At 69.4% G+C, this 10,670-nt stretch carries 10 protein-coding genes and 1 pseudogene; 9 read left to right on the top strand and 2 right to left on the bottom strand.

Annotation, left to right across the window (positions count from 1 at the left end):
• Positions 1-213 precede the first annotated feature (213 nt).
• From lipA to ACWCRB_RS46775, 3 genes are all read left to right on the top strand, one after another.
• On the top strand, positions 214-1,179 hold the full coding sequence (gene lipA, locus ACWCRB_RS46785; protein WP_451001899.1) for a lipoyl synthase: 966 nt from the start codon (positions 214-216) through the stop codon (positions 1,177-1,179).
• Positions 1,180-1,461: 282 nt separating this feature from the next.
• Positions 1,462-1,662, top strand: coding sequence for an SCO2195 family GlnR-regulated protein (locus tag ACWCRB_RS46780; RefSeq protein ID WP_235479716.1), 201 nt, complete (start codon positions 1,462-1,464; stop codon positions 1,660-1,662).
• Positions 1,663-1,742: 80 nt separating this feature from the next.
• The gene (locus ACWCRB_RS46775) at positions 1,743-2,441 is read left to right on the top strand and encodes a DUF4191 domain-containing protein (protein WP_105975996.1); all 699 of its coding nucleotides are present in this window, start codon (positions 1,743-1,745) and stop codon (positions 2,439-2,441) included.
• An 81-nt stretch (positions 2,442-2,522) separates the two neighbouring features.
• Here the strand turns inward: ACWCRB_RS46775 and ACWCRB_RS46770 are convergent, their stop codons facing one another.
• Positions 2,523-2,990, bottom strand: a complete 468-nt coding sequence (locus tag ACWCRB_RS46770) for an RDD family protein (RefSeq protein WP_451001898.1) — start codon at positions 2,988-2,990, stop codon at positions 2,523-2,525.
• 197 nt (positions 2,991-3,187) lie between these two features.
• Here ACWCRB_RS46770 and glnA point away from each other — a divergent pair, with 197 nt between their 5' ends.
• The 5 genes from glnA to pspAB all read left to right on the top strand — a co-directional run bounded on the left by glnA (position 3,188) and on the right by pspAB (position 8,554).
• Positions 3,188-4,597, top strand: a complete 1,410-nt coding sequence (gene glnA, locus ACWCRB_RS46765) for a type I glutamate--ammonia ligase (RefSeq protein ID WP_235479713.1) — start codon at positions 3,188-3,190, stop codon at positions 4,595-4,597.
• A gap of 161 nt (positions 4,598-4,758) precedes the next feature.
• Positions 4,759-5,025, top strand: a complete 267-nt coding sequence (locus tag ACWCRB_RS46760) for an SCO2583/SCO2584 N-terminal domain-containing protein (RefSeq protein ID WP_451001897.1) — start codon at positions 4,759-4,761, stop codon at positions 5,023-5,025.
• A gap of 142 nt (positions 5,026-5,167) precedes the next feature.
• Positions 5,168-6,544: a hypothetical protein gene (locus ACWCRB_RS46755; RefSeq protein ID WP_451001896.1), complete on the top strand. Its 1,377-nt coding sequence runs from the start codon at positions 5,168-5,170 to the stop codon at positions 6,542-6,544.
• A gap of 462 nt (positions 6,545-7,006) precedes the next feature.
• Positions 7,007-7,936 carry a zinc metalloprotease HtpX gene (htpX, locus tag ACWCRB_RS46750; RefSeq protein WP_451001895.1) on the top strand — a complete coding sequence of 310 codons (930 nt, stop codon included), beginning with the start codon at positions 7,007-7,009 and terminating at the stop codon, positions 7,934-7,936.
• Between the two features lie 9 nt (positions 7,937-7,945).
• On the top strand, positions 7,946-8,554 hold the full coding sequence (gene pspAB / locus ACWCRB_RS46745; RefSeq protein WP_451001894.1) for a PspA-associated protein PspAB: 609 nt from the start codon (positions 7,946-7,948) through the stop codon (positions 8,552-8,554).
• Positions 8,555-8,597: 43 nt separating this feature from the next.
• Here the strand turns inward: pspAB and ACWCRB_RS46740 are convergent, their stop codons facing one another.
• Positions 8,598-8,891, bottom strand: coding sequence for a hypothetical protein (locus ACWCRB_RS46740; RefSeq protein WP_451001893.1), 294 nt, complete (start codon positions 8,889-8,891; stop codon positions 8,598-8,600).
• A 257-nt stretch (positions 8,892-9,148) separates the two neighbouring features.
• Here ACWCRB_RS46740 and ACWCRB_RS46735 point away from each other — a divergent pair.
• Positions 9,149-10,581: pseudogene (locus ACWCRB_RS46735) on the top strand (alpha/beta fold hydrolase).
• Positions 10,582-10,670: the final 89 nt, after the last annotated feature.

The raw sequence follows: 10,670 nt of genomic DNA, 5'->3' as shown, positions 1-10,670 counted from the left end.
GGACGGGCTGGTATGTCAGCCCGTCCGGCGTTTGAGGACAAAGGGGGTCTGGGGGCGCAGCCCCCAGGGATGGGACGGGTAGGGGCGGCGGGGGCGAAGAAAAACCGCCCCGGGAATGCACCCCCCGTCCCGAAGGTTGCCCGTCTCGCAGGGCGGGAAGCGCACGGGCGTACCCTGGTGTACGCCGAAGAATCGAAGCTACAGGGAGCCATCGTGTCCGCAGTCGCACCCGACGGACGCAAGATGCTGCGCCTGGAGGTCCGGAACGCCCAGACCCCCATCGAGCGCAAGCCCGAGTGGATCAAGACCCGGGCGAAAATGGGTCCCGAGTACACGAAGATGCAGAACCTCGTGAAGAGCGAGGGCCTGCACACCGTCTGCCAGGAAGCCGGCTGCCCCAACATCTACGAGTGCTGGGAGGACCGCGAGGCGACCTTCCTCATCGGCGGCGACCAGTGCACCCGCCGCTGCGACTTCTGCCAGATCGACACCGGCAAGCCCGAGGCCCTCGACCGCGACGAACCCCGCCGCGTCGGGGAGTCCGTGGTGACGATGGATCTGAACTACGCCACCATCACCGGCGTCGCCCGTGACGACCTCGAAGACGGCGGCGCCTGGCTGTACGCCGAGACGGTCCGCCAGATCCACGAGCAGACGGCGGCCCGCGAGGCCGGCCGCACCAAGGTCGAGCTGCTCGCGCCCGACTTCAACGCCGTACCGGAGCTGCTGGCCGAGGTCTTCTCCTCCCGCCCCGAGGTCTTCGCGCACAACGTCGAGACGGTCCCCCGCATCTTCAAGCGCATCCGCCCGGGCTTCCGCTACGACCGCTCGCTCAAGGTCATCACCGACGCCCGCGACTACGGTCTGGTCACGAAGTCCAACCTCATCCTCGGCATGGGCGAGACCCGCGAGGAGGTCAGCGAGGCGCTCCGGCAGTTGCACGAGGCCGGGTGCGAGCTGATCACCATCACGCAGTACCTGCGTCCGACCGTCCGGCACCACCCCGTCGAACGCTGGGTGAAGCCGCACGAGTTCGTCGAGCTGAAGGAGGAGGCCGAACAGATCGGCTTCTCCGGGGTCATGTCCGGACCGCTGGTGCGTTCCTCGTACCGCGCCGGGCGGCTTTACCAGATGGCGATCGAGAAGCGGGGGGCGTACATCGCCTCCCAGGCGGTCTGACCCGGCCTGACACACCGTCACCCGCCCTGCCCAGCAAGGGCGCAGCGGACGTGTGAATTCGCGCACAAGTAACTACCCGCCAGTAACGGCCGATTCCGTGCGGTCCTGACCGTCCTCCCAGTTGAGGGCATACGTCAGGGCCGCATCGGCGTTTTCACCTTCCGTATCAAGGCTTCATCGGTGTTTGACCGGCAGGTCACGCCCTGGTAACACCAATCAGTGACCCTGTCTTTACACGATGTGCACCCTTACCCAGAGCCGTTCCGAGGGGGGACCACCACCATGCAGGCCGCGCCCGTTCGCGCCACACCCATTCCGTCGTTCACCGACGCACTGCGTGCCGTCGAGTCGCTGCTGATGAGCAGCGGCCAGCGCACCGCCCGGCAGAACGCCTGGACCTCCGTCCTGGAGGACCGCCGTCGTGCCAAGGACCGGGTCGAGGCGCAGCGCGTCCTCGAACAGGCCCTGGCCACCCGTCACTGAGCACCGCTCCCCCACCTCCAGACCGCCTCCCGACGGCACCGCCGTCGTCGGCGCTTCCAAGGCCACGTAGACTTCACGGCATGGCGAGGAAGGAAACCGCGGCGGACGCCGCGAACCCCGGGCGACTCAAGCAGATCGCTCTGACGTACAAGATGACCCGCAAGGCCGACAAGAAGATCGGTCTTGTACTCGCGGCTGTCGGAATCTTCACCTTCGGTGTCTTCCTCGCGATCGGCTTCCTGATCGGTCACCCGATCTATCTCGGAATTCTCGGGCTCCTGCTCGCCTTCCTCGCGACGGCGATCGTGTTCGGGCGCCGGGCCGAGCGGGCCGCGTTCGGACAGATGGAGGGTCAGCCGGGTGCCGCGGCAGCCGTGCTGGACAACATCGGCCGGGGCTGGACGACGACTCCGGCGGTGGCGATGAACCGCAGCCAGGACGTGGTGCACCGCGCGGTCGGCAAGGCCGGCATCGTGCTGGTCGCCGAGGGCAACCCGAACCGGGTGAAGAGCCTGCTGGCCGCCGAGAAGAAGAAGATGGCCCGCATCGTCGCGGACGTGCCGGTGCACGACCTGCTGGTCGGCACGGGCGAGGGCCAGATCGAGCTGAAGAAGCTCCGTACGACGATGCTCAAGCTGCCGCGCGTTCTCGCCGGCCCCCAGGTGACCGCCACCAACGACCGGCTGCGGGCGATGGGCGACCTGATGAGCAACATGCCGCTGCCGAAGGGCCCCATGCCGAAGGGGATGCGCATGCCGCGCGGCGGCAAGATGCGCTGACGCCCACTCTCTCCCTCGTACGACGTTGGGGGCGCCCGGATCACTCCGGGCGCCCCCAACGTCGTACTGCACGGAAAAGTGTCAGATCCGTACTTCCACGGTGCGCGCCAAGCGGTCGTGCAGTCCTCGGCCGTCGCGGTCCCAGATCAGGGGCGGGAGGGCGAGGAAGAACAGGATCGTCCGCAGCGCGGCGCGGAGCGGGCTGACGCGACCGGTGTCCAGGGCGACGACCCGCAGGCCGAAGAGCCGCTTGCCCGGGGTGAAGCCGAGTGTGCCCAGGGTGAGCAGGAGCAGGGCGAGGAGGATGAGCGGTGCCCAGACCTGCGCGGCCTCGTTATAGCTGTCCGTGACCAGGCCGTATGCGATCAAGAGGCACAGGCCCCAGTCGAAGGCCAGGGCGCCGAGGCGGCGGCCCGGGCGGGCGATCGAGCCGGGGCCCTCCTCGGGCAGGCCCAGCTGTTCCCCCCGGTATCCGAAGTCGACACCGGCTTCCTCCGCGGCTGCGCGCGGTCCGGAGAGCCACGAGCCGATTGCGTCCCTGTTGTCCACCCGACCACCGTACTGCGCCCGATTTTCGATACCTACAGGTGGGTCGCCCGGCCGGAGTCCGGTTAACTTGGTCGAAACAAATGGGTCATGCCTGAGAAATCACCTGTCCCTAAGGTCGGATCCAACGTGTGCCACCGCACTGGCCGCACGAACGAACTACCACCCCGGCACGGACGGCCGGGAGTAGGAGGAGCTGGATGTTCCAGAACGCCGACGAGGCCAAGAAGTTCATCGCGGACGAGGACGTCAAGTTCGTCGACGTCCGATTCTGCGATCTGCCGGGTGTGATGCAGCACTTCACACTGCCGGCGACGGCCTTCGACCCGGACGAGGAACTTGCCTTCGACGGCTCCTCGATCCGCGGCTTCCAGGCCATCCACGAGTCCGACATGGCGCTCCGCGCCGACCTGTCCACCGCGCGTGTCGACCCGTTCCGCAAGGACAAGACGGTCAACATCAACTTCTTCATCCACGACCCGATCACGGGTGAGCAGTACTCCCGTGACCCGCGGAACGTGGCGAAGAAGGCGGAGGCGTACCTGGCGTCGACGGGCATCGCCGACACTGCGTACTTCGGCCCTGAGGCGGAGTTCTACGTCTTCGACTCCGTCCGCTTCGCGACCCGCGAGAACGAGTCCTTCTACCACATCGACTCCGAGGCGGGCGCCTGGAACACCGGTGCGCTGGAGGACAACCGCGGCTACAAGGTCCGCTACAAGGGCGGTTACTTCCCGACCCCGCCGGTCGACCACTTCGCCGACCTGCGTGCGGAGATCTCCCTGGAGCTGGCCAACTCCGGCCTCCAGGTCGAGCGCCAGCACCACGAGGTGGGCACCGCCGGCCAGGCCGAGATCAACTACAAGTTCAACACGCTGCTCGCCGCGGCCGACGACCTCCAGCTCTTCAAGTACATCGTGAAGAACGTGGCGTGGCGCAACGGCAAGACCGCGACCTTCATGCCGAAGCCGATCTTCGGCGACAACGGCTCGGGCATGCACGTCCACCAGTCCCTGTGGACCGGCGGCCAGCCGCTCTTCTACGACGAGGCCGGTTACGCGGGCCTGTCGGACACCGCCCGCTACTACATCGGCGGCATCCTCAAGCACGCCCCGTCGCTGCTCGCGTTCACCAACCCGACGGTGAACTCGTACCACCGTCTGGTCCCCGGCTTCGAGGCCCCGGTCAACCTGGTGTACTCGCAGCGCAACCGCTCCGCCGCGATGCGTATCCCGATCACGGGCTCCAACCCGAAGGCCAAGCGCGTCGAGTTCCGCGCGCCCGACTCCTCCGGCAACCCGTACCTCGCCTTCTCGGCGCTGCTGCTGGCGGGCCTGGACGGCATCAAGAACAAGATCGAGCCGGCCGAGCCGATCGACAAGGACCTCTACGAGCTGGCCCCCGAGGAGCACGCGGGCGTCTCCCAGGTCCCGACGTCCCTCCCGGCCGTCCTCGACTCCCTGGAGCGCGACCACGAGTTCCTCCTCCAGGGCGACGTGTTCACGCCGGACCTGATCGAGACGTGGATCGACTTCAAGCGCACGAACGAGATCGCGCCGCTGCAGCTGCGTCCGCACCCGCACGAGTTCGAGCTGTACTTCGACGTGTGAGTCGGCCGGTGCCACCAGGCGCCCGGTAACGGTGTACGTCAGCGCCCTCGCCCCGGTTTCGGTGGCGGGGGCGCTGTCATACGTACGGACTATGCTGAAAAGACCTCGCACAGGCACTCGCAACAGGTATGGGACCGGACGGGATCAGAGAGGCAACGGGGATGACGGGCAGGTCCGAACAGGACGACAACGAGCGGGAGTTCGACATCAAGTGGGCGGACAACGCCGAGTTGAAGGAGCCCTCCGCTCGGGCGCGGATGCTGGCCGCTCGGTGGAAGGAGAATCCGCCGGAAGCGGTGCCGTTCCGGGGTGAGCCCGAGGGGTCGGGGCCGCGCAGGTCGTCCTGGATATCGACGGTCGTGGTCCTTGGCTGTGTCGCCGCGGTCATTCTGGTGCTGGGGTACGTCCAGTTCCGGGCTCCGTACTAGCCGTGCTGGCCGTGCTGGCCGTGCTGGCCGTGCTGGCCGTGCTCGCTGTGCTGGCGTGAGTCCTGGCGTCCGTATATCGCGCGACCTGCGGCTGCCCCCGGCCTACGATCACGCGATACGGCGGACGGCACCGGGGGCGGGTATGCGCGAGGACATCAGGGGTGGCGAAGTGACCGCTCGGCGGCTGGCCGAAGGGGCTGCGCTGTCGGAGGTGGTCGACGGCGAGGACCCCGGGGCCTGGCTCGGGCTGGATGCCGGTATTCGGTCCTGGCTCTACTGGCTCCCGCTGCCGCCCACCGAGGTCGCTGTCCTCCGGCACCCCGATGCCCTCCCCGAGTCCAGGCTCGCGCTCGCCCTGTGCCACACCGACGGGCGGATACGTGAGGCGGCTCTCGGGTCGGCGGCCGGGTGTCCCGGGCTGTGGCCGCTGGTCGTCGTCCGGACCGCCGACTGGGTGGCGCCCGTGCGGGAGCGGGCCCGGGAAGTGCTGCGGGCGGTCCTCGACGACGTGGACACAGCTGTCGGGCTGGCCCCGCTGATCCTGATGGGCAGTCGGCGCGGCCGGGGTGTCTTCGCCGTCGACCTGCTCGACGAGGTGCTGCGCCGGGTGCCCCGTGAGCGTCTCGCGCCGATGTTCACCTCCCCCGACCGTGGCGTACGCCGGTTCGCGTACCGGCTGGCCGTCGACGAGGGGGACTTCTCCCCCGCCGAACTCGCCCGTGCCGCCGCCCGCGACCCCGACCCCGTCGTCCAGGACCTGTGCGCCGAGGCCGCCCTGGCCGCCGTACGGGAGGGAGGGGCGGAGGGCGACGTGCTCGATGCTCTGCTCGGGGCGCGGGGGCCTCGGGTGCGGTCCGCCGGGGTGACCGCGCTGCGGCGGGCCGGGCAGGGGGAGCGGGCCGAGGGGTTTCTCGCCGACCGGGCCGGGGTGGTGCGGGCCTGTGCTCGGTATGTCGTACGGCAGGTGGGCGGTGACCCGGCTGCCTGGTACCGGGACCGGTGTGCCCGGCCGGACGACCCGGCGCTGTCCCCCGGTGCTGTCGCCGGGCTGGCGGAGTGCGGGGAGCGGGCCGACGCGGAGTTGCTGTGGCCGTTGCTCGGGCATCCCTCCCCCAGGGTGCGGGCTCGGGCGGTGGCGGGACTGCGGGCGCTGGATGTGACGGACGTACGACGGCTGCGGGCGCTGCTCGACGACCCGGCGCCCGGGGTGGTGCGGGAGGCGACGCTGGCGCTGCTGCCCTTCGCACGGTCGCTGGACACCGAGCGGCTGACGGAACGCTCGGTGGCGAGTGGCCTCGGTATGCGCGGGTGGCCGCGTTCCGGTTGCTGGACGCGTGTGGGGGGCTGGTGCGGCTGCGGGCCGCGGTCTCGTTGCTCGACGATCCCGATGTTCGGCTGCGGGAATGGGCCGCGGCGTCCGTACGGGGTTGGCAGGCGACTGCCGATGTGCCGCGCGGGTCGGCGGAGGTGGTCGAGTTGCTCGCTCGGGGGCGGCAGCCGGCCAGGTAGTGCCTGCTGAGCGGGCGCGACCGGTCCCAGGCCGGCGCCGGGGCCGAGCCTTTGCAGGTCCGCGGAGGTGGTCGCGCTCTGCTTGCCCCAGGGCGACAGCAGGCCGGGAGTGCCTGCTGAGCGGGCGCACCCGGTCCCAGGCCTGCGCCGGGGCCGAGCCTTTGCTGGGCCGCGGAGGCGGTCGCGCTGATTGCCCCAGGGCGGCAGCTGGCCTGGTAGTGGGTGCTGAGCGGGCGCGAGCGGTCCCAGGTCGGCATCGGAGCCGAGCCTTTGCTGGGCCGCGGAGGTGGTCGAGTTGCTGGCTCGGGGGCGGCAGCTGGCCTGGTAGTGGGTGCTGAGCGGGCGCGACCGGTCTCGGGTCGACGCCAGGGCCGAGCCTTTGCTGGGCCTAGGGCTGGGCGCGACCGCTTCATGGGACGGGGCGGGTGCACACTGGGCAGTGGGGCGAGTGCCTGACTGCGGGGTGGTACCGATGTCGAACCGAGTGCGGAGCGATCGAGGGCTGACCGTGCGGATGACGGTCACGCTGTTTCTGCTCGGACTGCTGTACGTGGCGTTTGTCGCCGCGTTGATCGTGTTGCTGAAGTCCTGGGTGCTGGTCGTGGTGGTCGCGGCGGGGTTCCTCGGTGCGCAGTACTGGTTCTCCGACCGGGTCGCCCTCTTCGCGATGCGCGGGCGGGTCGTGGAGCGGGAGGAGTATCCGCAGCTCCACGGGGTGATCGACCGGCTGTGTGCCGTGGCCGACCTGCCCAAGCCCGTGGTCGCCGTTTCGGATATGGACATGCCGAACGCGTTCGCTACCGGGCGGAACGCCGATCACGCCGTGGTGTGCGTGACCACCGGGCTGCTGCGGCGGCTGGAACCGGCGGAGCTCGAGGGTGTGCTCGCGCACGAGCTGTCCCATGTCGCGCACAAGGACGTCGCCGTGATCACCGTCGCGTCCTTCCTCGGCGTCATCGCCGGGCTCATCGTGCGGTTCGCCTTCTACTCACAGCTGTTCGGCGGGGGTCGGCGGGACCAGAACACCGCTGTCGTCTTCATGGCCGTGATGGGTGTCTCCGCCGCTGTGTACTCGATCAGTTTTCTGCTGATCCGTGCCCTGTCCCGGTACCGGGAACTGGCCGCCGACCGGTCCGCCGCACTTCTCACCGGGCGGCCCTCGGCACTGGCCTCCGCGCTCACCAAGGTCTCCGGCGACATCGCCAGGATCCCGTCGAAGGACCTGCGGACCGCGCAGGCCTTCAACGCCTTCTACTTCACGCCCGCCCTCGGCAAGGACCCGGGCCTGGCACGGTACTTCTCCACCCACCCCAGTCTGGAGCAGCGGCTCGACCAACTGGGGCAGATCTCGACCGAGTTGGGAGAGGCTGCGACTCCTGGCGGCGGCTCCGGGAAGGTGTGAGGAGGCTCTATGGGGCTGCTGGACATTCTGCTGGGGCGTACCAAGCCCGTCCTGCCCGATCTCGACCGGCTCTTCGGGCTGCCCTCGGCCGCGGTGACCCTCCAGGCCGCGGCCGGCTTCACGCCCACGGGCCGCGGGTCGGTGTGCTTCGCCACTGTGGAGGGCGCGGCCTTCGACGACGTACGCAAGGAGGTCCAGGAGCTGCTCGACGCGGACACGGAGCGGACCGGGCCGCCGGTCGAGCTGGTCCGGGACGAGTACGGGTACTCATGGCTGGTGTCACGGCGCGGGCCCGAGGATCTGCCCGCGCTCGTGGGGGATCTGCACGCGGTCAACAGTGCGTTGGAGGCCAGTGGGTTCGGGCCTCAGTTGTTGTGTTCCGTGGTCGGGTTCGAGGATCCCGACGGTTCGGGAGAGGGTGCCCGGCGGCTTGCTCTCGTCTATCTCTACAAGCGCGGGACCTTCTATCCCTTCTCTCCGCTGACCGGCAGTGACGGTCACGGTCAACGGCGGGACAGTTCCCTGGAGTTGCAGGTGCGGGCCGCGCTCTCCGGGGATCTGCGGATCGAGGAGGATCTGAGCCGGTGGTTCCCGGTGTGGGGTGCCCCCGGTCTGTGAGGTGACAGACCGGGGACACGTCGTGCTACTTGCCCTACTTGACCTACTTGCCCTTGCGGTCCTGGCGGCGGGACTCCAGGGGGCGCTCGCGACGGTAGCGGCGCTCCCACTTGGCCTGCTGGTCCCTGCGCTGACGGTAGGCGCGGTAGCTGGCGGGCGAGGAGCCCGCGGCCGGGGCGCCGCCCCCGGATCCGGACGAGGAGGCCGCTGTGCCGCTCCCCGTACGGCCGTAGCGGAAGTAGACGTAGAGCAGACCTGCGGCGCCGAGCCACAGGATGCTGTTGTTGAAGCCCATGATGATCAGAACGACGGTCGCGGAAATGATCAAGGTGCCCATGACGGGACTCCTTGTGGTGGCGTGGGTGGTTGAGCGGTGATGTGCGTGACGGTGTGCTCCGACGGGGCGCTGGGGGTGGGCGTCCCTCCGTCGGTGCGTAGAGAGTAGCCCCGAGTCCCGTGAGTGACGCCTGTCCGGCGAGAAGCGGTGTCTACGGCTTCGCTACGCCTGTCCAGCGTAGGGACGGAGGAGTAGTCGGCGCATCTGCATTTCTCCCGCGCACGGCGTGAGTGAATGGCTCATGAGTGAATGGGCTCATGAGTGAGCTGCTTCCTTTCTCGTACGACTTCGACGGTGAACTGCTCAGCGGGGTGTACGGGGGTGACCCGGGCGGGGATCCGGGTGCGGCGACCGTCGTTCTGCTGCACGGCGCCGGCAACGGAAGCAAGGAGCGACTGCTGCCGCTGCTCGCCGAGTTCGTCGCGCGTGGCTGCCAGGGGCTCGCCTTCGACTTCTCCGGGCACGGTGAAAGTACGGGCGCGCTCGGCGAGTTGAGCCTGCGGCGGCGGTTCGAGCAGGCCGTCGGGGTCATCGGGGCGCGGGTTCCGGTGGACAGTCCACTCGTGCTGGTGGGGTTCAGCATGAGCGGGCAGACGGTGGCGGATCTCGCGGGGCACTACGGGGAGCGGGTCGCCGCGCTCGGGTTGTGCGCGCCCGCCGTGTACGGGGGCGAGGCGTGGGATGTGCCGTTCGGTGACGGGGACGGGCGCTTCAGCGAGTTGATCCGGACGCCGGGGAGTTGGTGCGGGGCGCCCGCGCTGGAGGTGCTGCGGGCGTACGACGGGCGGGCGGTGCTGGTCGTTCCGGGCGCCGATCATGTCATTCCGGCCGAGGTGACCGATGCGGTGACGGAGTCGCTGGCGGCGCGGGCGCAGTTCACTCGTCTCGAACTCCCCGACGCCGACCACTTCTTGGGGCTCCGGTTCCGCGATCACGCCGACGACCGGCGGGAGTTCGTGGACGCCGTGCTCACCGGTCTTGGCGACCGGGGGTGGACGGCGACGCGGGCCTGAGTGGCCAAGCAGTTGCCGGAGGGGGCTGCCGTGCGTGACTCGCGGACGCTGTACGGCGGTTGGAGCTCTCAGATGCGGCAGCTCACCCTGGACGACGGTGGTGTGGTGCTGCGGTCGTTCGTGAAGCCGTTCTTCCGGCATCACGGGCCGGGGCTGCTGGCCCGGGAGGCGGACGTACTGACGCTGCTGGCGGCGTGGGCGGGCTGCGCCCGCGCCTCGGCTGATCGCGGTCGACGCCGACGCCGATGCCGAACACTGCGACCATCCCTCGCTGTTGACGTCGTTGCTGCCGGGGCGGGTACGGGTCGACGCCTCGGGGGGAGGACCTGGAGCGGCGGCTGGATCTGCTCGCGGGTCAACTCGTACGGATCCATGAGGTCGTACTCGAGAAGCTGCCGCGTGACTACCAGGCCTGGACGTCTCCGGAGCGGGTGCGTATCCCCGGCGGAGCGCTGTGGGAGCGGGCCGTGGAGGTGATCCGGCGGGCGGCTCCCGCGTACGAAGGGTGCTTTCTGCACCGGGACTTTCATCCCGGGAATGTGCTCTTCGAGGGGGAGCGGTACGTGTCGCTGGGCGGGCGGCGACTGGCCGATGGGCGGGGGGATTTGACGGCTGGGGTGCTTGGGGGGGGGCGGTTGCGGGGGTATGTGGGTGGGTTGTTGGAGCGGTATGCGTGAGGGGTGGGGGGCTGGTTTTTTTCGCCCCCGCCGCCCCTACCCGTCCCATCCACATCTGAATAGCACACGTCTTAACACCATTCACCACT

Source organism: Streptomyces sp. NPDC002156 (assembly GCF_053593675.1).
This window is presented reverse-complemented; position numbering and strand designations above follow the sequence as displayed.

Bases quoted from the DNA above. Each gene is read 5' to 3' on its own strand.
- ACWCRB_RS46780 (WP_235479716.1), top strand. From the start codon at position 1,462: ATGCAGGCCGCGCCCGTTCGCGCCACACCCATTCCGTCGTTCACCGAC.
- ACWCRB_RS46775 (WP_105975996.1), top strand. From the start codon at position 1,743: ATGGCGAGGAAGGAAACCGCGGCGGACGCCGCGAACCCCGGGCGACTC.
- glnA (WP_235479713.1), top strand. From the start codon at position 3,188: ATGTTCCAGAACGCCGACGAGGCCAAGAAGTTCATCGCGGACGAGGAC.
- ACWCRB_RS46760 (WP_451001897.1), top strand. From the start codon at position 4,759: ATGACGGGCAGGTCCGAACAGGACGACAACGAGCGGGAGTTCGACATC.
- ACWCRB_RS46755 (WP_451001896.1), top strand. From the start codon at position 5,168: ATGCGCGAGGACATCAGGGGTGGCGAAGTGACCGCTCGGCGGCTGGCC.
- htpX (WP_451001895.1), top strand. From the start codon at position 7,007: ATGTCGAACCGAGTGCGGAGCGATCGAGGGCTGACCGTGCGGATGACG.
- pspAB (WP_451001894.1), top strand. From the start codon at position 7,946: ATGGGGCTGCTGGACATTCTGCTGGGGCGTACCAAGCCCGTCCTGCCC.
- ACWCRB_RS46740 (WP_451001893.1), bottom strand. From the start codon at position 8,891: ATGGGCACCTTGATCATTTCCGCGACCGTCGTTCTGATCATCATGGGC.